Source organism: Aristophania sp. ESL1142 (assembly GCF_058107345.1).
Window position 1 is genome coordinate 456,231 of the sequence record NZ_JBYLUH010000001.1, and the last position, 24,575, is coordinate 480,805.

22 protein-coding genes are annotated in these 24,575 nt (G+C 48.0%); 14 read left to right on the forward strand and 8 right to left on the reverse strand.

Annotation, left to right across the window (positions count from 1 at the left end; genetic code table 11):
- Positions 1 to 2 precede the first annotated feature (2 nt).
- From AC3B6P_RS01980 to AC3B6P_RS02015, 8 genes are read left to right on the forward strand one after another with little or no spacing between them, the layout of a single operon-like run.
- Complete coding sequence (locus AC3B6P_RS01980) at positions 3 to 1,637, forward strand: AMP-binding protein (RefSeq protein WP_489804477.1); 1,635 nt, start codon at positions 3 to 5, stop codon at positions 1,635 to 1,637.
- A complete protein-coding gene (locus AC3B6P_RS01985) occupies positions 1,637 to 2,551 on the forward strand; it encodes a lysophospholipid acyltransferase family protein (protein WP_489804478.1) in 915 nt (304 codons plus the stop codon). The genes AC3B6P_RS01980 and AC3B6P_RS01985 overlap by 1 nt, the downstream gene beginning before the upstream one ends.
- Before the next feature lies 1 nt (position 2,552).
- Entirely contained in the window at positions 2,553 to 3,134 is a 582-nt protein-coding gene (locus tag AC3B6P_RS01990; RefSeq protein ID WP_489804479.1) for a LolA-related protein, read from the forward strand.
- Positions 3,131 to 5,461: an MMPL family transporter gene (locus tag AC3B6P_RS01995; RefSeq protein ID WP_489804480.1), complete on the forward strand. Its 2,331-nt coding sequence runs from the start codon at positions 3,131 to 3,133 to the stop codon at positions 5,459 to 5,461. The genes AC3B6P_RS01990 and AC3B6P_RS01995 overlap by 4 nt, the downstream gene beginning before the upstream one ends.
- Positions 5,458 to 6,663, forward strand: a complete 1,206-nt coding sequence (locus AC3B6P_RS02000; protein ID WP_489804481.1) for a beta-ketoacyl-[acyl-carrier-protein] synthase family protein — start codon at positions 5,458 to 5,460, stop codon at positions 6,661 to 6,663. Before AC3B6P_RS01995 ends, AC3B6P_RS02000 begins: the two co-directional genes overlap by 4 nt.
- Positions 6,660 to 7,457 (forward strand): beta-ketoacyl synthase chain length factor, encoded by a 798-nt coding sequence (locus tag AC3B6P_RS02005; protein WP_489804482.1) that lies wholly within the window; start codon positions 6,660 to 6,662, stop codon positions 7,455 to 7,457. The genes AC3B6P_RS02000 and AC3B6P_RS02005 overlap by 4 nt, the downstream gene beginning before the upstream one ends.
- Positions 7,444 to 7,863, forward strand: a complete 420-nt coding sequence (locus AC3B6P_RS02010) for a hotdog family protein (RefSeq protein WP_489804483.1) — start codon at positions 7,444 to 7,446, stop codon at positions 7,861 to 7,863. The genes AC3B6P_RS02005 and AC3B6P_RS02010 overlap by 14 nt, the downstream gene beginning before the upstream one ends.
- Positions 7,864 to 7,891: 28 nt before the next feature.
- The gene (locus tag AC3B6P_RS02015) at positions 7,892 to 9,172 is read left to right on the forward strand and encodes an NAD(P)/FAD-dependent oxidoreductase (RefSeq protein WP_489804484.1); all 1,281 of its coding nucleotides are present in this window, start codon (positions 7,892 to 7,894) and stop codon (positions 9,170 to 9,172) included.
- A gap of 76 nt (positions 9,173 to 9,248) precedes the next feature.
- On the opposite strand, the gene ilvC is transcribed toward AC3B6P_RS02015, so the two are convergent.
- From ilvC to miaA, 3 genes are read right to left on the reverse strand one after another with little or no spacing between them, the layout of a single operon-like run.
- A complete protein-coding gene (ilvC, locus tag AC3B6P_RS02020) occupies positions 9,249 to 10,268 on the reverse strand; it encodes a ketol-acid reductoisomerase (protein ID WP_489804485.1) in 1,020 nt (339 codons plus the stop codon).
- Between the two features lie 56 nt (positions 10,269 to 10,324).
- A complete protein-coding gene (gene ilvB, locus AC3B6P_RS02025; RefSeq protein ID WP_489804486.1) occupies positions 10,325 to 12,109 on the reverse strand; it encodes a biosynthetic-type acetolactate synthase large subunit in 1,785 nt (594 codons plus the stop codon).
- 49 nt (positions 12,110 to 12,158) lie between these two features.
- Positions 12,159 to 13,142, reverse strand: a complete 984-nt coding sequence (gene miaA / locus AC3B6P_RS02030) for a tRNA (adenosine(37)-N6)-dimethylallyltransferase MiaA (RefSeq protein ID WP_489804487.1) — start codon at positions 13,140 to 13,142, stop codon at positions 12,159 to 12,161.
- Between the two features lie 42 nt (positions 13,143 to 13,184).
- On the opposite strand from miaA, the gene serB reads away from it, so the two are divergent.
- Positions 13,185 to 14,081: a phosphoserine phosphatase SerB gene (gene serB, locus AC3B6P_RS02035; RefSeq protein ID WP_489804488.1), complete on the forward strand. Its 897-nt coding sequence runs from the start codon at positions 13,185 to 13,187 to the stop codon at positions 14,079 to 14,081.
- Between the two features lie 31 nt (positions 14,082 to 14,112).
- On the opposite strand, the gene AC3B6P_RS02040 is transcribed toward serB, so the two are convergent.
- Entirely contained in the window at positions 14,113 to 14,616 is a 504-nt protein-coding gene (locus AC3B6P_RS02040; protein WP_489804489.1) for a DciA family protein, read from the reverse strand.
- A gap of 10 nt (positions 14,617 to 14,626) precedes the next feature.
- Between AC3B6P_RS02040 and AC3B6P_RS02045 the strand changes: the two genes are divergently transcribed.
- Together AC3B6P_RS02045 and AC3B6P_RS02050 are read left to right on the forward strand one after the other, a co-directional pair.
- Positions 14,627 to 15,700, forward strand: a complete 1,074-nt coding sequence (locus AC3B6P_RS02045) for an A/G-specific adenine glycosylase (RefSeq protein WP_489804490.1) — start codon at positions 14,627 to 14,629, stop codon at positions 15,698 to 15,700.
- 13 nt (positions 15,701 to 15,713) lie between these two features.
- Positions 15,714 to 16,355, forward strand: a complete 642-nt coding sequence (locus tag AC3B6P_RS02050) for a hypothetical protein (protein WP_489804491.1) — start codon at positions 15,714 to 15,716, stop codon at positions 16,353 to 16,355.
- Between the two features lie 108 nt (positions 16,356 to 16,463).
- Here the strand turns inward: AC3B6P_RS02050 and AC3B6P_RS02055 are convergent, their stop codons facing one another.
- A complete protein-coding gene (locus AC3B6P_RS02055; RefSeq protein WP_489804492.1) occupies positions 16,464 to 17,909 on the reverse strand; it encodes a catalase in 1,446 nt (481 codons plus the stop codon).
- A 159-nt stretch (positions 17,910 to 18,068) separates the two neighbouring features.
- A complete protein-coding gene (locus AC3B6P_RS02060; RefSeq protein WP_489804493.1) occupies positions 18,069 to 19,163 on the reverse strand; it encodes a CorA family divalent cation transporter in 1,095 nt (364 codons plus the stop codon).
- A gap of 298 nt (positions 19,164 to 19,461) precedes the next feature.
- On the opposite strand from AC3B6P_RS02060, the gene ahcY reads away from it, so the two are divergent.
- Positions 19,462 to 20,757 carry an adenosylhomocysteinase gene (gene ahcY, locus AC3B6P_RS02065; protein WP_489804494.1) on the forward strand — a complete coding sequence of 432 codons (1,296 nt, stop codon included), beginning with the start codon at positions 19,462 to 19,464 and terminating at the stop codon, positions 20,755 to 20,757.
- Between the two features lie 65 nt (positions 20,758 to 20,822).
- Entirely contained in the window at positions 20,823 to 21,224 is a 402-nt protein-coding gene (locus tag AC3B6P_RS02070; RefSeq protein WP_489804495.1) for a DUF3597 domain-containing protein, read from the forward strand.
- Positions 21,225 to 21,283: 59 nt separating this feature from the next.
- Here AC3B6P_RS02070 and sucB read toward each other — a convergent pair whose 3' ends face one another.
- Positions 21,284 to 22,360, reverse strand: a complete 1,077-nt coding sequence (sucB, locus tag AC3B6P_RS02075) for a dihydrolipoyllysine-residue succinyltransferase (protein WP_489804496.1) — start codon at positions 22,358 to 22,360, stop codon at positions 21,284 to 21,286.
- A 415-nt stretch (positions 22,361 to 22,775) separates the two neighbouring features.
- Between sucB and rho the strand changes: the two genes are divergently transcribed.
- Positions 22,776 to 24,071, forward strand: a complete 1,296-nt coding sequence (rho, locus tag AC3B6P_RS02080; RefSeq protein ID WP_489804497.1) for a transcription termination factor Rho — start codon at positions 22,776 to 22,778, stop codon at positions 24,069 to 24,071.
- A gap of 53 nt (positions 24,072 to 24,124) precedes the next feature.
- On the opposite strand, the gene AC3B6P_RS02085 is transcribed toward rho, so the two are convergent.
- Entirely contained in the window at positions 24,125 to 24,571 is a 447-nt protein-coding gene (locus AC3B6P_RS02085; RefSeq protein WP_489804498.1) for a methylated-DNA--[protein]-cysteine S-methyltransferase, read from the reverse strand.
- Positions 24,572 to 24,575: the final 4 nt, after the last annotated feature.

Here is a 24,575-nt window from a genome sequence, read left to right on the forward strand (position 1 = left end):
CAATGTCTTCGCAATTTGATCTTTCCCTCATCAGTCTACCTGAGCGCCTTGTCTTCAGGACTGCTTCAGAATCACTAAATGGACAGAAGCTACTTTCATATGCGTGGGCATTGGCAGAGCAGCTTCCTGACCGCCCGATCATAAATCTTCATAACAATCTCCTTCATTTTACCGTCGTCTTTTTGGCCAGCCTGCTAAAAGGGCAATATTGTTTATTATCCAGTAATCATACAGCCCCTTTTCTCAAATCCCTCCAAACTGATTATAATGCCATCTGTACAGGCCCTTCCTTACCCGGAGGGTTGGAGGAATTTACGTTTCCTCCCCTAACGGACCTGATTTCAGACAAAACAGATAACCCTGTGCTCCCCGCCACCTATGAAGCAGCCTATGTCTTTACTTCCGGCAGCACCGGAGAGGCTAAAATGCATAAAAAATACTGGGGAGAGCTCGTTGCCCGCAGTCATGCAGCCCAGCCATTACTTGGTGAGTCTGGCACTACATTATTAGGAACTGTGCCCCCTTATCATATGTATGGTTTTGAAACCCTCATCCTCCAAAGCCTCCACACCCCGACAATCACTGCAAGTGGGCCCCGTTTTTTCCCTGCTGACATAGAAAAACTATGCTACCATACACCGTCTCCCCATACGCTGATTACATCACCAGTCCATTTACAGTCTCTTGTCACTGCCAGAATTCACTTAACCGGTCTTAAGCGTATTATTTCAGCAGCAGCTCCTTTGACTGAAGAGTTAGCGCGTGAGGCAGAAAAGCTTTTCAAAGCACCAGTCATGGAGATTTATGGTGCAACGGAAATAGGTTCAATCGCCTGCCGCCGCACAGTCAGCGCCTTACCCTGGCAACTTTACGAAAATATTACACTAACTGCCGATCCCGCTGACGGGCAGAAAGGAAGTTATATCTATAATGCGCCTTACGCCACGCCATACGCGCTTAACGATATTATTGAAATGGAAGACCCGCGACATTTCCGTTTGGTAAGACGTAAAGCAGATCTCCTCAAAATCGCGGGGAAACGAACATCTTATGGTACGCTTAATAAAATATTATGTGAGCAAGATGGTGTATTGGATGGTTCTTTTGCTCCACTTTATACTGAGCAGGAGATAGAAAAGGGCGAAAATGAACCAACACGCCTGCAAGCCTTCATCGTAGGAGCCGACATTGACATCCATGCCCTTATGCAGGCTCTGCGTCATCATATAGACCCGGTCTTTATGCCCCGTCGTCTCATAAGATTAACAAGCCTGCCACGTAACACTGTAGGCAAGCTGACTAAACAGGCATTAGAAACTTTAGTAAAAACTTACATCGAGAAACGTTCTCACGCTCCTTTCACAATCCCTGCCAACCACCCGGCTTTACCCGGACATTTTCCTAACAATCCTATTGTACCAGGGATTTTATTGCTAAATATTATCTTCAACCAATTAGCCCTTGATGTTCAGTCAATAGAAACTGTCAAATTTCTTTCTATCGTCCGTCCCGAAGAGCCTCTGCAACTTTTTTCCAGTGCGCTTGGAGAGGGGCGTGTACGCTTCAGCCTTCATCGGCTTAATGCAGGAAAAGAAAACACTATTATCCTGCGCGGTTGTGCACAGGGTCACATCTGATGAGCCGCAATACATGGTTACGACCAGAAAAGGGCAATATATACTCTGTCCGTTTACTTGTATGGGTCGCCTTTCATCTGGGTTACCACTTTACGACTTTATTATGCTGGCCTGCCACGCTTTATTATGCTGTCATGTACCCAACGGTCCGCCGGTCTTCCTGGCGTTATCTGACCTATTTACATAAAGCAGGCATGTTGCCCCGTCTCTCACGGGGAATGATACTGTTACATATCAACGCCTATTGTACCAATATTCTGGATCGCATTTACCTGCTCAGCGGGCGCTTTTCTCACAAAAACTTTCATATTACCGGCAAGCAGATTCTACTGGATGCCCTAAAACAGAACAAAGGCTGTATCCTGATGGGAGCCCATATCGGCTCTTTTGATGCATTGCGACAGTTTGGACTGGACTCCCCTTTCCGCTTCCGGATGCTAATGTACAGACGGTTCTCAGGGGCTGCCTCACGGTTTATCGAAACACTCGCCCCCGATTTCAATAACAACCTCATTGAATTAGGTCGCCCAGACAGCATGCTGGCAGTCCTGGATGCGTTGAAGTCTGGTGAGGTCGTTGGCATTCTGGCAGACAGAGCCCATGATAGCAGCCGCTCCCGCCCCATCCCTTTTCTGGGAAAAGAAGCACCACTCCCGGCAGGCCCCTTCAAACTGGCTGCGCTTACAAGAGCTCCCATTATTCTCATCTCTGCCATAAGGCAAAAAAACGGCACATATCACATTACATGCCAGTCTCTCACAGATATGCTCTGTAAAAATGACCCTGCCACTTCCTCATCAGAGCACCTCTCCCAATTAATGGAAGCCTATGCCCGCTGGATGGAAACGCTTTGCCAGGAAAATCCTTATGCCTGGTTCAATTTTTTCGATTTCTGGGAAGAAGGGCTCTCATAACGTGAAATATTTACTTCTTATGGTTCTCATTCTAGGCCAGGTTTATTTCACCCAGGCTCGCGCTGCACAACCCGAAAACCCCATTTTGGCAGAAACCATCCTCCACCAGATCGCACTCGTTACCCAAAGACATGATCACTTTACGGAAACACGCAGACTTCACGCTCTTACCCAACCGATCCATAGTGAAGGAGAACTCCGCTTTGCTCCTCCTGACCATATTGAGAAACTCACCTTCCTTCCCGTCAAAGACAGCGTCATCATAGAAGGTGAGACCATGCAGTTCCGGCATGGACAGAAAAACGTAAAAAATATTCCGCTCACTCTCAATCCAGCCTTACAAATTATAGCAGATACAATCCGCGGCCCTTTAGAAGGAAATATAAATCTTCTCCGTCATTATTATAATCTCAGCGCTGACGGAGATATTGGACAATGGCACCTGACTCTCGTCCCCAAGACAAAAAAAGTCGCACAGATCATTCAGTACGTAAAACTAGAAGGACATAATAATGTGATAGAGCGCACTTATCTCCTTCAGGCCAATGGCGACATCACTGACACTGTTATCACGCCACAATGAAACCTTATCGGCGTTTACCACTTTTGCTCTCTCTACTTTGCGCAATCCTTATTGCGGCAGGGACATTGTTCGCTATTCCATTACAAATGGATATGCAGGCTTTTTTACCGCAGCCCCATGATAAAACATCGCAGTTTTTGCTGGATGAACTCCATAATGGTACAACGCAATCACTGATGATGGCCTCAATCAAAGGCGATGACCCTGCAACATTAAGTCTGATTGCTCACCGCTTTCACAAAGCACTGGCTGAAACGGGCTCTTTCAGCCTCATCATAGATGGACCAGATTCTTTTAACTGGCAGAAAGATCAGCCTCTTTTCTTTGCCCATCGTTTTGGCCTTGCTCCTCATGAGCAAACACGCCTTTTCACCACTGCCGCACTCAAACATGACATAAATCAGCTCTATGAACTGCTGCAATCCATGGCGGCTCCTCTCATCGAAGAGATTGGCCTGAAGGATCCGACAGGCGCTTACAGCGATTATATGGCAAGTTTAAATAAAAGTGACAGCTTGCCCAGTCTGGACGGAATCTGGCTCACTAAAGACGGCCATGCGACCCTTACGCTCCTTAAACTGAGCCAGCCCAGTCTGAATCCGACACAACTCAAAAAACTTCATCATGCTGTCATGAAAGCCTATACAGACAGCCGTGGCCCGCATGAAAATTATCAACTGATCCTGACAGGTTCACCAGCCTTCTCACTCTATGCAGCACAGGCCCTTCATCATGATATGGACCGGCTGGCTCTCTGCTCCCTTCTTCTGGTGGTGGCCATTCTATATTGGCGCTTTCGTTCCCTCTGGGTCATGGCAGCAATCGCCGTACCATTCCTTCTGTCACTTTCGCTTTCCATGTTAATCGTGCAGTGTCTTTTTGGCTGGGTTCATGGAATTGCCTTAGGCTTTGGCATGACAATGCTGGGGGTCTCTCTTGATTACCCCGTCTTATTACTGGGCCACCGGGACAAAGGAGAAGCAATTCCTGTCGTACTGGCCCGCATCGGCCCAAGCCTGAAACTTGCCACTTTGACAGCTGTTATCGGATTATTGAGCATGATTCTCTGCGGTCTCCCCGGATTGATGCAGCTCGGTATCTTTTCAGCCACTGGCATCCTTGCTGCAGCTTGCATCACAATCTGGTTGCTTCCCCATCTGGTCACCCAGGCTGATCTTGCAGCCTATCATCAGGGTATCTCCTCCATCCTGCTTCGCTCTGAAAAACTACGCCGCTACCGCATGCTCTGTCTTCCGGTTATTCCTCTCACTCTGGGTTTTCTGCTCTTCCACCCCTTCAGGATGGAAAAACAAGGGGAAATTCTCAACCCCATTCCTCCAGAAATGCAGGAAATCGACCGTCAGTTCCGTCAGCAGTCAGGGGCTCCACAAGCAGGATTTCTGGCAGTCATAGAGGCTAAGACAAGCGAAGAGGTTCTTCAGAAGGAAGAGAAACTGCTCGCGCAACTCCCTCCCTCTGACAGAATAGATGCAGCTTCACGGCTTCTCCCAAGTCAAAATCTCCAACAGAAAAGACTGGCAACCATCCCATCCGCGCAATCAGTTGAAAGAAATCTACACCAGGCTTTATTGGAAACTGATGCCCCCTTCCAGCCTAATGCTTTCGCAGCACTCCCTCAGGAAATTGAAAAAGCCCGCCACCATCCCGCCCTGACGGTCAAGCAGCTTATGGAAACATCACTTTCCTATCAACTTGGTCTATTACTTTTCCCCCGTAACGACAAATGGTACGGGTTCGTCATACCCCGCACGCAGCAAACCATCACGGACCTAGTAAAAGCCGGTGAAAAAGAACCTGACATCCTTTTCGTCAATTTAAAAACAGCTATCGGCGACTTACTGTCACCTTACGTCAAAAGGGCGGCTTTCTGGCTGATTGCCGGAATCAGCCTGGCTCTGATTATCTTGTATTTATGCACAAGAAATCTGCTCCTAATCGGACGTATTACCTTTACACTAAGTATAACAGGATTGTGTCTTCTATCATTATTACGCTTGCATAATGCAGTTTTTTCCATCATTCATATAGTCGCCTTAGCCTTTATTCTTGGGATTGGTATTGATTACGCCCTTTTCTTTGGTCGTCCCCAACTAGACAGAGCTGAACGCACACGAACCATGCGCACTTTACTAACCTGCAATCTTATGACCGTTGGCTCTTTTTCTATTCTGGCAAGCTGTCAGGTCCCTCTTTTGAAAGAGCTAGGACTGACGATCTCTTATGGTGCTTTTCTCGCTCTTATTTTCAGTTTCTTATTTATGGGTCCTCTTCCAACTCCCCCTTCTTCTGAAGGAAAGGAAATATGACCGCCCTTCTTATCACCGCAGGGACAGCTATCAGCGCTATGGGGAAAGGCCTTGAAGAAACACGTGCCTGTATTCTGGAAAGACGGACGACCCTTCAGCCTGATAATTTTCAGCCACAGAGTTATGGCTATATTGGGCGGGTTTCAGGTGTAGAGGCACACTACCTACCTCCTGAGCTGGCACTCTTTGACTGCCGCAATAACAGACTAGCCGATATGGCCTTAACCAGTGATGATTTCACGGGGGCTATTGCACAAGCACGTGCGCATTATGGTGCCCACCGAATTGCCATCATTATGGGAACCAGCACCTCTGGGATTCTCAGTTCCGAACAGGCCTATGAATCACGCAAACCGGGAGAGCTCTCCTTACCCGATAAGTTTCACTACGCCACAACGCAGGATCTCTCCTCTCTACCACATTATGTTGCAGCACGACTGGAAATAAAAGGCCCGTTACTTACAGTCTCAAATGCCTGCGCCTCTTCCACTCGTGCCTTTATTGACGCTGCCCACCTTATTGAATGTGGTTTCTGTGATGCCGCCATCGTCGGCGGAGCGGACAGCCTTTGCAGAATGACATTACAAGGTTTCGCATCTCTCGGACTGGTTTCTCCTATGCCTGTCCAGCCCTATGATGCATTGAGAGAAGGTATCTCGATCGGGGAAGCCGCAGGATTTGCCCTACTGGAACGCGCTGGTGCCCGTCATTTGCCCAATCATCTTTCAGGATACAGGCTCTCTCTGGCCGGTTATGGTGCCAGTAGTGACGGCTATCATATGTCCACTCCTGATCCAACAGGCACAGGCGCCATGCTGGCTATGCAACGCGCCCTCACACAGGCAGGATTATCCCCCTCTGATATCGGTTACATCAATATGCACGGGACCGGAACGCGCGCAAACGACCAGATGGAAGATAGTGCGATCAGCATGCTCTTTGGACAAAACACACCCTGTTCTTCCACTAAAGGCTGGTCAGGTCATACATTAGGCGCTTCAGGGATTTTAGAGAGTATGATTTGCGCTATTACCCTTCAGGAGGGCTGGCTTCCTCCCTGTCAGAATACACAGCGAATTGACCCTGTCTTTAAAAGCCGGATTCTCCTTGAACCCTGTTACGAGCGGCCTGATTACGTAATGAATAATGCTTTTGGATTTGGCGGGACCAATAGCAGCCTTATCTTCGGGAGATTTGAATGATCCTCACGATCAAAGGCATTGGCTGCCAAGGAGATGGCCTTCATGGCTGGGAGAGGACAAAACGCATCCTGCAGGGAAAAAACCTCTATCAGAGAGAAGCGTTAAAACTGCCTCCGCCAGAAAGCCTGCCAGCCAATGAACAACGCCGTGCAAGTCAGATTATTCGTCTGGCCGTTCTCTGTGCCGAAGAAGCCTGCCAACAGGCAGAATATTGTGCCAAAGACCTACCAGCCATTTTCGCCAGTTCTAATGGAGATGGCTATATCATGGACCGGATTCTGGACTCCCTCAGCACACCCTCTGGCACTGTATCGCCTTCGCTTTTTCATAATTCCGTACATAATGCACCAGCCGGCTACTGGATGATTGGTCAGCAGAGCCACCAACCTGCTGTATCTCTTGCCCTACAGGATGAAACCCTGGCAGGATCGCTACTCAAGGCAGGCGCAGAAGCACATTGTGAGAGTCGGCCAGTGCTCTTCTGTATTTACGATGCACCTCTGGCTGGATCGCTCGGCACCGTCCGGAAGACTGACTACAACTTTGGCTGTGCCTTTATCCTCCAGCCTGGAAGTGGAGACGGCATCACCCTCTCTCTCTCCTTACAGGAAGGAAAAGATGAACAAAAAGGAGATAGTCTTTTACCTGAGGCAATAGCGCACATCATGCGCCATAATCCCGCGGGACAAGTTCTTCCTCTCCTGGCGGCAATTGCCTGCGGCTATGATACCTTCCTTTCCCTGCCTTATGGGGCCAACCATCTGAAGATTGCTCTGACCCATGCTCACTCGTGAAAATATTCTCAGCCACATCCCTCATAAAGGTCTAAGCTGCCTGCTTGATACCGCGACATATTGGGATGACAGAATTCTTAAAGCGACAGCACGTTGTCATAATGACCCGGCCAACCCTTATCGGATAGCGGGGATCTTGCCCCCTGTCGTCGGGACGGAAATGGCCATGCAGGCAGCAGCGTTACATGGTGCCCTCACGACAAAAGAGACCCGGCAAGGGTGGCTTGCCAGTATAAAAGACGTGCAGATCCATTGTGAACGGCTTGATATACCAGAATGGAAAAGCCTCTTCATTATGATCAATCAGGAGCATTATGCCTCTCACGGCATGATTTACAGTTTCACCCTTCAATCACCTTCTGGTCAGCTGCTCTTAATGGGCACTGGTACTGTCATGCTTCCTTAATCTTCATTCAGCCTGGAAGAAAACCAAAATGACTCACACTCCTCTCTCATGCGATATTCTCGTTATTGGTGGTGGTCCTGCAGGTAGCACCGCAGCAGCAATCCTTGCCCAGCAGGGATTGGACGTCATTATGCTGGAAAAAGAAAGACACCCACGCTTTCATATTGGGGAATCCTTATTGGCCTGTAACCTGCCAATCCTCAAAAAACTAGGTGTTCTGGAAGAAGTTGCTGCCATGGGCGTCTATAAACCCGGAGCGGAATTCGTAACAGATACTGGTGAGGGCCGCCTTTCTTTCCCCTTTCGTTTCGCAATTGATGCTCAGGCGGACCATGCCTATCAGGTCCGCCGGGCAGAGTTTGACGAACTCCTCTTTCGTAATGCTGAGAAAAAAGGGGCTAGAACATTAGAAGAAACACGCGTTACGAAAGTAACATTCCCCACACCGGAAACACCCCTTGTTGAAGCCCGGACAAAAGGACAGGAAGAGCCCCGCTTCTTTGCACCCCGCTTTATCCTTGATGCCTCAGGCCGTGATACATTGATGCTCCGCCAGCATGGGAGAAAATATAGCGACCTCCGCAATAATAAAGCAGCCATTTTCAGCCACTTCCGCAATGTTCCACGCGCCGAAGGAGACGGAATGGAAGGCTATATCTCCGTTCATCTTGTCAAAGGCGGATGGTTCTGGATGATCCCTCTACCCGATGATGTGATGAGTGTCGGTTTTGTTGGCGATCATGACAGTTTCAAGAAACATGGTGGCTCTCTTGAAAACCTGTTCTGGAATGCCGTTGAAGAAAGTCCCAGCGTCAAAGCACGAATGGCAAGGTCTGAAGCCTTGGCTCCCCTATCCACCACAGGGAACTATTCCTATAAAGGTGACAAGGCATGGGGAGAACGATATTTCATTATTGGCGATGCTTTTGGCTTCCTTGATCCCGTTTTTTCTTCTGGCGTCATGCTGGCCATGAAGGGAGCCCTTAGAGGAGCTGAAGTTGCACGTCGATGGCTCATAGATCCAGTACAAGGCCGCAGGGCTGCCCGTAAGGCCGAGAACCAGATCAGACGGGAAATGCGCTTGATCGGCTGGCTGGTCTACCGCATCAATGATGATTTACTCCGCTACTTCTTTATGCGCCCCAAAAATCGCCCTGTCAGAATGCGGGATGCCATTATTGCCTTACTGGCAGGGAACTTCTCCCCTTCCTGGCGAGTGCTGTTTCCTTTTTATGTTTTTACGACGATTTTCGCATTGAGCAAACGGTTCGGTCTTACCCCTAATAAGAAGCAAACCAACCAGATTTAATTGCATAAAATGAAACCCCCTTCATGGAACAACCATGAAGGGGGTTTCTGAATAGAATTCCGAAACGAGTCAGAAATTAATTACGTGCTTTGTCCACAAGCTTTGCTTTGGCAATCCAAGGCATCATTTCACGCAGTTTAGCACCGACTTTTTCAATCTGATGCGCGTCATTACGCGCACGGATGGCTTTAAAGCGAACATTTCCAGACTGGTTTTCAAGAATGAAGTTACGCACAAACGTGCCATCCTGAATATCTGTAAGGATATTTTTCATGGCAGCTTTTGTCTCACTGGTGATAACCCGTGGACCACTGACATATTCACCATACTCAGCTGTGTTGGAAATGGAATAATTCATGTTGGAAATGCCACCTTCATAGAGCAGATCAACAATCAGTTTCATTTCATGCAGACATTCAAAATAAGCCATCTCCGGCGCATAACCAGCCTCGACTAATGTCTCAAACCCTGCGCGGATCAGGTCAACAGCCCCACCACAAAGCACAGCCTGCTCACCAAAGAGGTCTGTCTCAACTTCTTCCTTAAAGGTGGTCTCAATGACACCTGCGCGCCCGCCACCAACTGCTGAAGCATATGAGAGAGCAATATCGAGAGCATGGCCAGAAGCATTCTGGGCCACAGCAACCAGACAAGGAACACCACCACCACGCTTATATTCTGAACGTACTGTATGGCCAGGACCTTTTGGTGCAATCAGGAAAACATCCAGATCGGAACGCGCTTCAATCAAACGGAAATGGATCGCCAGACCATGAGCAAAAACCAGAGCAGCACCTTTTTTCAGATTAGCTTCCAGCTCTGTCTTATAAAGTTCTCCCTGACCTTCATCAGGGGTGAGAATCATAACAACATCAGCCCATGATGCCGCTTCAGCTGGTGTAACGACCTTAAAACCTGCTGCCTCAGCCTTGGCTTTTGCTGATGACCCGGGACGCAACGCCACAACAATTTCAGAAACGCCGCTATCTTTCAGGTTATTCGCATGGGCATGACCCTGGCTTCCATAACCAATAACAGCCACTTTCTTGCTTTTGATCAAGTTCAGGTCGGCATCACGATCATAATATACACGCATTATGCAAAACTCCCTTTTTTCGACTTTAAAAAGCCTTTGATTAAAATAGTCATACCCTAAACGAGTTTCTTGCCTTCTTCCGTCAACTCAGCCCCACCATAAACACGGTCAGGCCCCAGAATCATCTGGTTATGAGCTGCTCCAGACGGAATCATCGGATAACAATTTTCTTCCTGCGCCACGCAGACATCAACCAGAACCGGTCCATCACATTCTAACATGGCCCTAATGACATCATCCAATTCACCAAAATTGCGCGCCCGCAGCCCTTTTACACCAAATGACTCTGCCAGTTTGACAAAATCAGGCAGTGATTCACTATAAGATTGTGAATAACGGGAACCATGAAGCAATTCCTGCCATTGCCTTACCATCCCCATATAATGATTATTAAGGATGAATATTTTTACCGGCAGGCGATATTGCGCGACTGTCCCTAGTTCCTGGATATTCATCAATGTTGAGGCTTCACCAGCAATATCTATGACCAGTGCTCCGGGATGAGCAACCTGCACACCAACAGCAGCCGGCAAACCATAGCCCATTGTTCCCAAACCACCCGAAGTCAGCCAGTGATTTGGCTTGTCAAAACCAAAATGCTGTGCAGCCCACATTTGATGCTGCCCAACCTCTGTTGTGACATAAACATCTTCACCACTTTCTTTCGAGAGCTGATAGAGACGCTCAATCGCATATTGAGGTTTGATCACAGAGTCTGGCTTACGCTCCTGCTCGAAGGAGAAGCCTTTTACGGCGCGCCACGTCTCTATTAACTGCCACCACTCTTTCAGATCAGGAGCCTCTGTCGCATCCCATCCCTCAAGGAGGGCTTTCATTGTCTGCGTTAAATCACCTTCCAAAGTGACGTCGACAGGAACATTCTTATTAAATTCACGCGGGTCGATATCAGCATGAATTTTAAAAGAATGAGGTGAGAAAGCATCCAGCCGCCCTGTAACACGGTCATCAAAACGGGCACCCAGTGCAATGAGGAGATCACAATCATGGGCAGCCATATTCGCCTCAACAGCACCATGCATCCCGATCATACCTAGAAACTGGTCATTGGATGCCGGGAAAGCACCAAGCCCCATAAGAGTCGAAGCAACCGGAAAACCTGTTCTCCCCGCCAGTTCCCGGAACAGAGCCACAGCCTCAGGCCCCGCATTCACAAGCCCGCCACCAATATAAAAAAGTGGCTTTCTGGCTTTCTTAAGGGCTTTTACAGCCTCTTGAACGGCTTGAGGTAAAAGGGTCTCTTTTTTCTTGGGCAATAATTCAATCACAGCAGGCGATAAAGGTGCATCCCCTGTCGTAATATTTTTAGGCAAATCAACAACAACAGGACCAGGACGCCCCGAACGGGCAATCTCAAATGCCTCCCTCAATAAAGGTGCCAGGCTCTCAGCTGTTTTAATAGTGACGCCATATTTGGTGATAGGTGCAGTGATAGAGACGATATCTGCTTCCTGAAAAGCCCCTTTCCCTAACAGGGGGACCGGCACCTGTCCGCACAGACAGACTACAGGAACCGAATCCATTTTTGCGTCCATCAACCCTGTAACCGTATTGGTTCCTCCAGGGCCAGATGTCACCAGAACGACACCTACTTTTCCTGTTGAACGGGCATAAGCCTCCGCTGCATGGACTGCAGCCTGCTCGTGGCGCACCAGAACATGGCGTATGGTCCCATGCTGAAACAAGGCATCATAAATTGGAAGCACAGCACCGCCAGGATAGCCGAAAATAACATCGACTCCCTCTTCCTCAAGAATATGCAGAAGAACCTCAGCGCCTTTGCGGGCTTGGATCGGCGCTTCTGTATGTTCATGAGGCGGCATGAGAAATCCCTCTTTATAGGCTATGAAATTCCATTATCTGGAATGAAGGTTAAGAACTTCTATCGGTCATGTCAATTCTTTGAGTTATAAAATTTTCTATTTTACACAATTCCCTTTCCGAAAATTTCTCATCATACCCAAATCTTTGTAATGAAATAATGTCGTCACCTTCTTTTCCCAATCTATGGTGCCTGAACCACGTGGCCTGTCTCCTTGTATATTGCCCCGTCGCAATAACGGCCTTTTCTTCAGCGTCCTGTAATGATGTCTCCCCTTTCAGGACGGACATAAGTTCAGGGACACCATGAGCCCTCATAACAGGTAGCGTTGAGGGAAGGTTTTTTTGTAACAATGCGCGGACTTCATCTAATGCGCCAGCTTGCAACATCTGTGCGAAGCGTCGGGCAATGGCAGAACGCAAACTATCTCTGTCAGGGTCGAGACGAATGGAAATGAACCTGCAAGGCGCGGGAGGTAATTGAGGGTGCTTCTGCCATTCTGACAGGCCACGGCCTGTCCCGCGCCAAACCTCCCATGCACGTGCAATTCTCTGCGAATCTGATGGATGAAGACGCAGCGCTGTTTGGGGGTCAACTTCGCTAAGTCTGGCATGAAGCGCTTCTGACCCCCATTCAGCCAGGTAACGCCTTGCCTCATGGCGCACTTCAATATCGGTGTCAGGAATTTCAACAAGCCCTTCAAGGAGGGCCCTAAAATACATTCCTGTCCCTCCACAAAATATGGGAAGGGTACCATCTTTCTCACATTCTTTAAGGACATGCAGGGCCTCACGCCTCCACCAGGCAACGCTTCCAGCCTGTTCCCCTTCTAACACGCCATATAGTTTATGAGGGGCAAGGGAAAGATCAGCCTCGTCAGGCCTGGCTGTCAGAAGGCGTAAATCTTTATAGACCTGCATGGAATCAGCATTGATCACCGTACCATGAAAACGTTGGGCTAATTTCAGAGCCAGAGCGGACTTGCCTGAACAAGTCGGCCCCGCCACAATAAGAGCAATAGAAGAAACAGTCATGCTTTCTCTATTGCCATATTTACAGCTTAAGTGAGAGTCCCCGTGTCTTTTCCTGATATTCTGACGCTTGTTGTTGATCGCCGTCACCATTCCCTCCCCGCAGAGGCCGTTGAGATTGCCCGGCATCTCGTCAAAGGAGCGGCCCCCCATATCCTGTCAGAAGGAGAGGCTGTCGAGATTGCCTGCCCCCCACAAGGAAGCGGTACCCCTTCCATGGAGACGATTCGCACGACTTTATCGCCCTATAAGGTTGATGCAATCCTGACCAAGGCACGAGGACGGCGGAAAGCAGTATTAATCGCTGACATGGACAGCACGATTCTGACAGGTGAAACCCTGGACGATCTTGCTGCCTTATTTGGGATTGGTGAGAAAATCGCAACCATCACCCAAGCCGCCATGAATGGTGAAATTGATTTTGCGACATCACTACGTCAAAGAACGGCCTTACTGGAAAACATGCCAGAAGAAGCACTAAAAGAAGTATATGAAAAACTGGTTCTCAATGAAGGGGCCATAGAGCTCGTCCGGACCATGAAAGCACATGGAGCACGCACAGCCTTAATTTCAGGTGGTTTCTCGTGGTACACACAGCGCATTGCAGCCCGATGTGGCTTTGATGAAAATTTTGGCAATGATCTTGAGATTCAGGATAAAAAAATCACAGGGAGGCTCATTGGAGATATTCTGGGTCCTCAGGCCAAACGCGAACATCTTGACCGCCTCTGCCTCGAACGGGGTATCAAGCTGAGAGCCAGCATGACAACCGGAGATGGATCTAATGACATCCCCATGCTGAAAGAAGCAGGGCTTGGACTAGCCTTCCATGCAAAACCAGTCGTCAGGAAAGAAGTGTCTCAACAGGTAAATTTCTCCACTCTGAGAGCACATCTCTTTGCTCAAGGCTATCCAGCTTCTGTTTTTGTTACCGGAACATAATTTCTGTTTCACGTGAAACTTTTTTAAAGTTTCAGCGCATGGTGCGGGCTTTGATATGCCCGCCCAACCGTGCCAGAGCTGCCTTTAACGGACCTTCCTCAAAATTTTCTACCACCACAATAGAGAGGGGCTGCGACTGTCTCTCTCTTTCAACAGGCAAAGGAGCTGTCTGATCCTGCACAACCTTCAGGCGCGCCAGTTTATGCTCGCCCATCAGGCCACATGACATATTTATCCGTTCAAGAATCTGCGTCATATTATACTGTAATTCAAGCGCTACTGGCCCCTTACAGGAGACTGTCAACACGCCTTGCGTAAGGCGCTTTGGAATAGTGACGCGTGACAAGGGAGTTCCGACAAACTGCTCCCAATCAAGCATCAGACGCGTTAATAAGGGTGAGTGCTTCCTGAATGCCGGCTGTGTTAATTGTGGAATATAGGACCCTATCAGCCGGATAGTACGGGACCTCTTATAGGGTATTTCCTTTTTGGTCGTGTTATTTCTTCCCTTGCGTCTCTGATCCTGATCACTCATATGACTTCCTGTGACACCTGATACAGCTTCCCTACTTCTCGACTGGTATGACCATAACCGGCGCGTCCTCCCCTGGAGGGCCTTACCAAACCAGAAACCAGACCCCTATAAAGTCTGGTTAAGTGAAATTATGCTTCAACAAACCGTTGTTGCAACTGTTATACCCTATTATGAAAAATTTCTAAGAACCTTTCCGACTATAGATGACCTTGCACAGGCTCCATTAGATGAGGTTTTAAGGCTTTGGGCCGGACTAGGTTATTATGCACGTGCACGAAATCTGCATGCCTGCGCAAAAAAAATAAGCGATAGCGGTTTTTTCCCGACAACAATTAAAGAATTAATGGCATTACCAGGGATTGGGGCCTACACCTCACGCGCCGTAGCAGCCATTGCCTTTTACCAGCCAGTGGTCCCTGTTGATGGAAATGTCGAACGTCTGACGGCCAGACTGAACGCAATCACAGACCCTCTTCCCCAAAGCCGTCCGGTTCTGCACCATTATGCGGCCTTACTGAATCAGTCTTTCATCGCACAAGACAGGCCCGCCGATTTTGCTCAGGCTTTATTTGACCTTGGCGCAACAATTTGTACCCCCACAAATCCTTCATGCCTGCTATGCCCCTGTCAGAAAAGCTGCAAGGGTCACAAGCTTAATATTGCCGGGGAACTACCAAAAAAATCCCCCAAAGCGGAGCGCCCGGTCCGTTATGGGACAGTCTTTCGTGTTTTTCTTGATGATGGACGAACCCTGCTTAGAACACGTCCACCGCATGGTCTATTAGGAGGCACTGATGAGCTTCCAGGCACACCATGGAGAGAAACACCATGGACGGAAAGTGAGGCACTTTCTTTTGCACCTTTCAAATCAAAATGGCGCAAAATCGGCGAGGTTAAACATATTTTTACACATTTTCTCCTGCGATTAAATATTTACGAAGACACGTCAAAATTCTATGGTAAGGAACTTAAAGTGGGCTTCGATTTTAGCCTTCGCGATCCTGAAAGAAGTGCCTTATCGAGTGTAATGCGTAAGTGTCTTTATCTGACTGAGCGCCCCACCTCGTCAAATCATCATCAATAAGGGAGATTATCACATGTCTGTTGCGCCAACCCTGACACGTTTTTGGCTCATTGACTGGTATGGACATATCATCGGACACGATCCCATTCGTGATGAACTTATCCGCCAGCCATTTTCCAGCGGTGAATACCCTGATCTATTTGCCTTAGCCCCAATGCCTCTGCAATTACCCGCTCCAGCAGTATTGCGTAAACGTTCTTCACTTCCACGCTCTCTGCCTGATTTGGAAATGGTCGATGCGGGCGATAACCGCATTGGCTTACGTGACCGGGAGCGCAACACCTGGTTTAGTATCAACCCACGTAATGAACTGACTCATTTCAATTCTGCCGCATTAATGGGTTGGGAAATGTTTGCCCCACTCACCCTGGAAATGCTGAATGGTCTGTCAGCTCTTGTAGACAGGAAACTGGCTACCATAACAGATAGCGATAACCAGGAAGTCGGACCACTGACCTTCCACTCACAGGGTGATGGCGGTCATCTTGTTTCTCTGGACAAGTTTGACTTCAGGATCAATGAAAACCTTAACGTCCTGCGCACAATCGGCGAAATGAGCCCAGACAGCACTTTGAAGGTCACTTTCAAACCTGCTGAAGGCGTTGTCACTTCTGGCACATTTACCATCAAACGTCTGCCACAAAGCGATGCCTAATTAAAACTTCATTTTTTTGGCGCCTGTTTCAGTCCAAGGCTTCCGGATATACCGGAAGCCTTTTTACGTTCTCTCTATAAAATTAAGGGCAAAGAAGCGATATAAAAATCACGCTTCTAATGCTTTGAGTGCCTTTCGGACACCTTCTGCCCATTGAGGGTCAGCCTTTTCAAAATGGCTTAACTGACGCTCTATAATCTCTTGGGGAACCCCCTGCATGGCAGAGGCAAAATTCTTATAAAAGCGCTGTTTCTCACCCTCATCAAAAAGATGATAGAGGGCCGCAGGCTGGTCATAATCATTCCCATCACGACGATGATCGTAATATGTCGCCTCACCACTGACACGTAATGGAGGCTCCGCTGCGCTCATATCCTGTACAGGCCCCCCGAAAGAATTAGGCTCGTAGAAATCGCCATCCCCATTTTTTGGGGAATCAAAACGCATGGCTCCATCAAGATGGTAATTCCTGATCGGAAATTTTGGCCGGTTGATCGGGAGCATTTCATAATGCGTACCTACGCGATAACGATGGGCATCTGCATAGGAAAAGATTCTCCCCTGAAGCATTTTATCAGGAGAATAACCGATACCCGGAACAATATTAGAAGGCGAAAAAGCCGCCTGTTCAACTTCAGCAAAATAATTATCTGGATTACGATTAAGCTCCAGAACGCCGACCTCAATTAACGGATAATCTTTATGTGGCCAAACCTTGGTTATATCAAAGGGGTTGAAAGAAACGCGCTCTGCCTCTTCTTCTTCCATAATCTGAATATAGAACGTCCAACGTGGGAAATTGCCGGATTCGATAGCATTATAGAGGTCTTCCTGAGCATTCTCACGTGTCCTGGCGATGACAGTAGCGGCCTCTTCATTTGTATAACATTTATTACCCTGCTGGGATTTAAAGTGAAATTTGACCCAATATCGCTCACCTTTTTCATTCCATAATGAATAAGTATGGCTTCCAAAAAGGTCCATATGGCGATAATCCTGAGGAATGCCACGATCAGAAAATAAAATCGCCAACTGATGAAGACTTTCAGGACTTAAAGACCAGAAGTCCCACATCGCCGTCGGTGACCGCAGATTTGTCCTTGGATGGCGCTTTTGCGTATGAATGAAATCCGGGAATTTGATGGGGTCACGCACAAAGAAAACTGGCGTATTATTCCCGACAAGGTCCCAGTTTCCTTCTTCAGTATAGAATTTCATCGCAACGCCGCGCACATCACGCTCAGCCTCTGCTCCCCCTTTTTCTGGCGCAACAACCGAGAAACGGATGAACATTTCCGTTTTCTTGCCAATTTTGGAAAAAACAGCAGCTCTCGAATATTTCGTAATATCGTGAGTGATCGTCAATATTCCGTGCGCCCCTGACCCCTTGGCATGCACAGTACGTTCTGGAATACGTTCACGATTCTGATGAGCCAACTTTTCAATGAGCTGATAATTCTCCAGCAAAAGCGGCCCCCTCTTGCCCGCAGATTTGCTGTCCTCATTATTGACCCAAGGCGCACCTGCCGTGGTACGAATAATTCTCTCAGACATAAACTTTTTCCTTAATTAGGGTATTATGGGTATAAATACTCTCTAATTAGTATAGAAAACGTCAAATATAATTAGAAAGCTTTTCCCTATGATTATTATAGAGAAAAAGTTAATTACCACTTAAATATAAAAACTATTTATAATTTTAAAATATTATTTCTATAAAAGGCGTGCCACTTTCATAAAAATAAATGTAATTGCCATAGAGAGAAAGCAGATACCTCCTGCTATAATGGTACCGATCCCCCCGTTTGCCAGGAACATGCCCCCTGTATTCATACCAAAGAACCCTGTTACAAATGTCGCAGGAAGCATCAAGGTCGTCATCACAGAGACGATATAAAGCCGCCGGTTCGTTTCTTCCGCCTGATTAGATGCCAGTTCATCCTGCAAGGAGCGTGCACGATCATGCAGAGCGATCAGATCATCAAGAGCGGCGTGAACCTGTCGTTCAGCACGGTCGCGCAGATCGTCCTCTGCCCAACCAGGCAAGGTGAGATCTTCGTCACGCAATACACGGTCAACAGGGACCATCGCCCGGCGTAATTCTGACGTCCGCCTGCGCACCTTGCCAACGATACTGCCAAGATGCCCCAGATCGTGACTCCTTTCCTTCAGTAAAAGGACATCTTCTGTACGGTCAAGCTCATCATCAAGCTGCCCAAGCTGACGGCGGACTGTCGTCGTGAAGTCACGCAACACCATATCAACAACCCCAGCAGGATTACGGGGAACATGGTCATTCTCCAATGTTCTATAGGCAGCCCCCAGAACAGGGATAGGCGTACGGCGTGTCGTAATCAAAAAGTCACGCTTCATGGCAAACCGCCACGCGCAGATTTCCCTATCTTCCTCTGCCAATGCGTCATCGAATGCTGGGAAAGCACCCCAGACCGTATCTCCAGAAGCTTCAAGAGCAATGCCATATTCCGTCTCAGCCAGCATTGCACTAACGTCTTCAGGCAGTCCTGGCAGATGAGCGACATTATTACGGGCAGAATTATGGACCATATCGAAATGGAGCCAGAACCAGCATCCTTCCTGCTGCATGCTGCCGATAAGATGAAATTGTTCAGGGGTTGCCGAGGCCAGAATGGACTTGATTTCAGCTGATTCAAGAGTCCTGATTCCAACACCAGGGGTCGCGCAGATGGCCCATACCAACCCTTGCGTTAAACGCTCTGGTCCCTTGTTTTTCTTTAGGGAAGGATCAAGCACAACAAATGGGAATTTGGGAACAGTATTTTCGGACATAACTGTCTCCCCCCTTAACGGAAAATAATTCACCCAGGCAATTATTCAGACAACTGAAATCGTAATATGGCACTTTCCTAAATTATCTCAAAGAGATTGGACACTCTTTAATCACTTTTTCTTTCTAAAAAACCTTTACGCTTTCTGTTTCTGGCCTCATCTGACGACTCATTTTGCGAAATAAAAAAATCTCCTTTCATTTCCTGTTTCTCTTAGTTTCTTGAGAAAGAAAGCTGGTATTTTTGGCGTATTTGGGGTTTCATGACGCACGATTAGCTAGAATTTTGAGGAAGTCCACATGACTGCACATGATTATAAGGTTCGAGATCTGACACTTGCTGATTGGGGCCGTAAGGAAATTTCTATCGCTGAAGGTGAAATGCCTGGGCTGATGGCACTCCGTCAGGAATATGGTGACCAGCAACCTCTCAAGGGTGCGCGCATTGCAGGCTGCCTGCATATGACCATTCAGACAGCTGTCCTGATTGAAACCTTAATTGCGCTCGGTGCGACAGTCCGTTGGTCTTCCTGCAATATTTTCTCGACCCAGGACCAGGCCGCAGCAGCTATTGCGGCAGTTGGCATTCCTGTTTTTGCCTGGAAAGGGCTGTCAGAAAACGAATTCTGGTGGTGCATTGAACAGACACTCAAAGGTCCTGATGGCTGGACACCCAACATGATTCTCGATGATGGGGGTGATCTGACAGCGCTCATTCATGAAAAACATCCTGATCTGCTTAAAGACATTCGCGGCCTTTCTGAAGAGACGACAACGGGTGTGCACCGCCTGTGGGAAATGGCCAAGAAGGGCACATTAAAAGTTCCCGCCTTTAATGTTAATGACAGCGTGACAAAATCAAAATTCGACAATCTTTATGGTTGCCGTGAAAGCCTCGTTGACGCCATTCGCCGGGGCACTGACGTCATGATGGCCGGAAAGGTTGGAGTCGTTGCCGGTTATGGTGACGTGGGGAAAGGCTCTGCTGCGTCTCTGCGTAATGCAGGCTGCCGCGTTCTGGTAACAGAAGTTGACCCCATCTGTGCCCTTCAGGCCGCAATGGAAGGTTATGAAGTTGTTACGATGGAAGACGCTGCTCCAAGAGGCGACATTTTCGTTACATGCACCGGCAATGAAGACATCATCACGCTGGACCATATGCGTGCTATGAAAGACCGTGCCATCGTCTGTAACATTGGTCACTTTGACAGTGAAATTGATACAGCAGCCTTGCGCAACTTCAAGTGGAACAATATCAAACCACAAGTTGATGAAATTGAACTAGCACCAAACCGCCGCATTATCCTTCTCTCAGAAGGACGCCTCGTCAATCTTGGCAATGCGACCGGGCATCCTTCTTTCGTGATGTCTGCTTCTTTCACAAACCAGACCTTGGCTCAGATTGAACTCTGGACGGCAAAACCTGGTACCTATGAAAACAAGGTTTATACGCTTCCCAAAATCCTGGATGAAAAGGTTGCAGCGCTTCATCTTGATAAAGTTGGTGCAAAACTTTCAAAAATGACCAAAAAGCAGGCTGATTATATCGGCGTTGACCAAAATGGTCCGTTCAAACACGATCTTTACCGTTACTAAGATAGACTGCAAAGAGGTTCCCTATACCGGGGGGCCTCTTTCATTCAAAACCAGGGAGATTTTCCATGGGTATCTTTAGTGACATTATCTCAAGAATTAAAAACTTCGCCCATGAGGCACAAAAACCGGGACAGGTTCCTTCTGCTCCCCCTCCAGCCCCAATGCAGGGCACATCTCCAGTCGCACCACCTTCTCCTGCGCAAAACCAGTCTATTGACGTAGAAGCGACCCTCAGAGGACTGTCACAGAAATCAGGTATGAAACTGGATTATCAGCATTCTATTGTTGATCTGATGAAACTGCTTAATCTGGACAGTTCTCTCAGCGCACGGCGCAAGCTTGCCGATGAGCTCAATTATGAAGGTGACAAGAATAATACGGAAGCCATGAATATATGGCTTATCAAACAGCTCTACGGAAAAATCAGTGAAAATGGCGGTCATGTACCGCAAGACTGGAAGATCTAAAAAAGTACCCCCTGTCAATAATCAGGGGGCACCTTCCTGACCTTCTTGATAAAACGTGCTTAAATTTCCAGCAAAAGTCTTCTAGGATCTTCAATCAGTTCCTTAATACGCACCAGGAAGCTGACTGCTTCTTTCCCGTCAATCAGGCGATGATCATAAGAAAGCGCTACATACATCATAGGACGTATGACAACCTGCCCATTGCGTGCAACAGGTCTGTCCTGAATGGTATGCATTCCCAGAACCCCTGATTGAGGACGGTTTAGAATCGGCGTAGAGAGAAGAGAGCCAAAAATACCCCCATTCGTTATGGTAAATGTTCCCCCAGCCAGCTCATCAAGCTTCAAGGCGCCATCTCTGGCGCGCTTGCCGTAATCGGCAACGCAGCGTTCAAGCTCGGCAAAATTCATCTGCTCAGCTTGACGTATGACGGGAACGACCAACCCACGCTCTGTACCGACTGCAATACCCAGATTAACATGATCCCGATAGACAATATCATCTCCATCAATCTGGGCATTTAGCGTTGGATAATCCTTGATCGCACCAATCACAGCCTTGGCAAAGAAGGACATGAAACCCAGACGGGTCCCGCCATTTTTCTTCTCGAAAATATCCTTATATTGTGCCCTCAGCTCACGTACCGCTCCCATGTCTATTTCATTAAATGTTGTCAAAATAGCCGCAGTATTCTGGGCGTCTTTCAGATTACGCGCAATCGTCTGGCGCAGCCGGCTCATGGGAACCCGTCTGACCTCTCCCTGAATCACACTTGAAGGTGATGAAATCGGCCTGTCACTGACGAGTTCAGGCACTTCAACTGGTTTATCAGGAGCCGGCGCCACCTTAACGGGTTCCTTTTTTTCTAAAAGAACCTCTTTCTCTCCGGCAGGAGGCATTGCTGTTTCATCAATCGACGCCACAAGCTGATCGACCTTGACCTCAGCTCCGGGCGCCACAATGACATCCAGGCGCCCCGCAACCGGAGCTGGCACTTCAAGGCTTACCTTATCGGTTTCAAGCTCAAGGATAATATCACCTGGCTGAACATAATCACCTTTTTTACAGAGCCACTGGGCTATGGTTGCACTGTTCAGGCTTTCGCCCAGAGGGGGCACTCGGATTTCAATGGTCATCTTGCTACCTGCCTTAACGACTTCAACAAGCCTTCTAACGCATAATTTTTAGAAATATTTGAGAGAATTCTATAACAGAGCCCTCTTTAAAAAGCACGCTTTCCCTTTTCCCAAAGATTTTCACAAATATGATCTTGACACAATCTTTTGGCTTGCCTAAGTGTCATCCAGATTTTGGGCGGTCTTTTTTAGGACCTTTCCTAATCGCTATCCTTTAAACCGGATGACACCTTAATAATTCTCGTTACATACACTCTATTTCCGTATTTAACATTCTGCGGAGAGAGAGGTTTCTACGAGGTCTCTGTCAATCAGTCACGTCACATACTCCGTGGTATGTTTCTTCTGCTGGCCTTCGGTGTCTTCTTCCTCTTTTACGACCCTCTCCTCTGGAGCAGATCAAGGCGCATATTTCATGCATCTCGCCGAACTTAAGAAGAAATCCCCCACTGATCTTCTGGCCTTCGCTGAAGAGTTGGAGATTGAAAACGTATCGTCCATGCGCAAGCAGGACATCATGTTTGCAATCCTCAAAACGTTGGCTGAACGTGAACAATCCATTTATGGCGATGGAACGCTTGAAATCCTGCCAGATGGGTTTGGTTTCCTACGCAGCCCTGAAGCAAATTATCTTCCCGGACCAGACGATATTTACGTCTCTCCTGCCCAGGTACGCCGCTTCGGCCTACGTCCTGGCGATACGGTAGAAGGTGAAATTCGTGCTCCACGTGATGGAGAGCGCTATTTCTCACTCCTCAAAGTCAATGCCATTAATTTCGAGGCTCCGGAGACAGTTCGCACCCGGATCAATTTTGACAATTTAACCCCTCTTTACCCTGAGCGCCGTCTTCAGATGGAAGTAGAACTCAAGGAAGAGCCTGTACCATCAAAAAGTGCCAAGGGGAAAAAAGACCAGCGCGATTATACCTCCCGTGTGATCGACCTCGTTGCTCCCATTGGAATGGGACAACGTGCCCTGATCGTGGCTCCACCACGCACTGGTAAAACGGTCATGCTGCAAAGCATTGCCTCGTCCATCACAGCAAATCACCCCGATGTCTTCCTCATTGTACTCCTGATTGATGAGCGTCCTGAAGAAGTCACAGATATGGCACGGTCTGTCCGTGGGGAAGTTATTTCCTCAACCTTTGATGAACCTGCAACCCGCCACGTTCAGGTTACCGAGATGGTTCTGGAAAAGGCCAAACGCCTCGTCGAGCATAAACGTGATGTTGTGATTCTCCTCGATTCAATCACCCGTCTAGCTCGCGCCTATAACACGGTTGTGCCTTCATCAGGAAAAGTGCTGACCGGTGGTGTTGATGCCAATGCTTTGCAGAGGCCCAAACGTTTCTTCGGGGCAGCCCGCAATATCGAAGAAGGTGGCTCTCTCACCATTATTGCAACAGCGCTCATTGATACTGGCTCACGTATGGATGAAGTGATCTTTGAAGAGTTCAAAGGTACAGGCAACTCCGAGCTAATCCTTGACCGTAAACTTGCCGATAAGCGGACATTCCCCGCCATTGACATCACCAAATCCGGCACCCGGAAAGAAGAACTGCTTGTTGACCGTGCCTCACTCTCCAAAATGTGGGTTCTGCGCCGTATTCTGGCCCCTATGGGCACGATGGATGCCATGGACTTCCTGCTGGATAAATTGCGTTACAGCAAATCCAACCAGGATTTCTTCGATGCCATGAATAACTGACGTAATTAAAAAAAAGCCTCCCTGAACCGGGAGGCTTTTTTATTTGAATGCGCTTAAAGTCCCTTTTCCAGCTCTAATAGCCAGATTTTATCATCTATGCCCCCAAAGGCGGAATAACCCGTCATGCCCTTTTTCCCGATAACGCGGTGGCAGGGAATAATCAAAGGAATGGGATTTAATCCGACAGCATGACCAATTGACTGTGCAGACCCACCGACTTCATGAGCCAGGTCATTATAAAAGCAGGTTTGTCCATATGGAATCTCACGCAATGCCTGCCAGACCCGTTTTTGATAATCCGTGCCATAAAGCTCAACAGGAACACTCCGAAAATCGACAGATTGCCCATCGAAATAATCCTGTAAGAGGGAAACCACACGCTCCAGCAGAGGTGTTTTTTCCTGATCGCGCCCCTGACCTTCATCAAGAGAAACGATTTTACCCTCTTCTTCGCTAAGAGTGAGGGTACCGAAAGGAGACTGAAAAGATAATTGAGGCATAATA

Excerpts from the sequence above, each read along its gene's own strand:
- AC3B6P_RS01980 (WP_489804477.1), top strand. The coding sequence starts at position 3 with ATGTCTTCGCAATTTGATCTTTCCCTCATCAGTCTACCTGAGCGCCTT.
- AC3B6P_RS01985 (WP_489804478.1), top strand. The coding sequence starts at position 1,637 with ATGAGCCGCAATACATGGTTACGACCAGAAAAGGGCAATATATACTCT.
- AC3B6P_RS01995 (WP_489804480.1), top strand. The coding sequence starts at position 3,131 with ATGAAACCTTATCGGCGTTTACCACTTTTGCTCTCTCTACTTTGCGCA.
- AC3B6P_RS02000 (WP_489804481.1), top strand. The coding sequence starts at position 5,458 with ATGACCGCCCTTCTTATCACCGCAGGGACAGCTATCAGCGCTATGGGG.
- AC3B6P_RS02005 (WP_489804482.1), top strand. The coding sequence starts at position 6,660 with ATGATCCTCACGATCAAAGGCATTGGCTGCCAAGGAGATGGCCTTCAT.
- AC3B6P_RS02010 (WP_489804483.1), top strand. The coding sequence starts at position 7,444 with ATGCTCACTCGTGAAAATATTCTCAGCCACATCCCTCATAAAGGTCTA.
- AC3B6P_RS02015 (WP_489804484.1), top strand. The coding sequence starts at position 7,892 with ATGACTCACACTCCTCTCTCATGCGATATTCTCGTTATTGGTGGTGGT.
- ilvC (WP_489804485.1), bottom strand. The coding sequence starts at position 10,268 with ATGCGTGTATATTATGATCGTGATGCCGACCTGAACTTGATCAAAAGC.
- ilvB (WP_489804486.1), bottom strand. The coding sequence starts at position 12,109 with ATGCCGCCTCATGAACATACAGAAGCGCCGATCCAAGCCCGCAAAGGC.
- miaA (WP_489804487.1), bottom strand. The coding sequence starts at position 13,142 with ATGACTGTTTCTTCTATTGCTCTTATTGTGGCGGGGCCGACTTGTTCA.
- AC3B6P_RS02040 (WP_489804489.1), bottom strand. The coding sequence starts at position 14,616 with ATGAGTGATCAGGATCAGAGACGCAAGGGAAGAAATAACACGACCAAA.
- AC3B6P_RS02050 (WP_489804491.1), top strand. The coding sequence starts at position 15,714 with ATGTCTGTTGCGCCAACCCTGACACGTTTTTGGCTCATTGACTGGTAT.
- AC3B6P_RS02055 (WP_489804492.1), bottom strand. The coding sequence starts at position 17,909 with ATGTCTGAGAGAATTATTCGTACCACGGCAGGTGCGCCTTGGGTCAAT.
- AC3B6P_RS02060 (WP_489804493.1), bottom strand. The coding sequence starts at position 19,163 with ATGTCCGAAAATACTGTTCCCAAATTCCCATTTGTTGTGCTTGATCCT.
- ahcY (WP_489804494.1), top strand. The coding sequence starts at position 19,462 with ATGACTGCACATGATTATAAGGTTCGAGATCTGACACTTGCTGATTGG.
- AC3B6P_RS02070 (WP_489804495.1), top strand. The coding sequence starts at position 20,823 with ATGGGTATCTTTAGTGACATTATCTCAAGAATTAAAAACTTCGCCCAT.
- sucB (WP_489804496.1), bottom strand. The coding sequence starts at position 22,360 with ATGACCATTGAAATCCGAGTGCCCCCTCTGGGCGAAAGCCTGAACAGT.
- rho (WP_489804497.1), top strand. The coding sequence starts at position 22,776 with ATGCATCTCGCCGAACTTAAGAAGAAATCCCCCACTGATCTTCTGGCC.
- AC3B6P_RS02085 (WP_489804498.1), bottom strand. The coding sequence starts at position 24,571 with ATGCCTCAATTATCTTTTCAGTCTCCTTTCGGTACCCTCACTCTTAGC.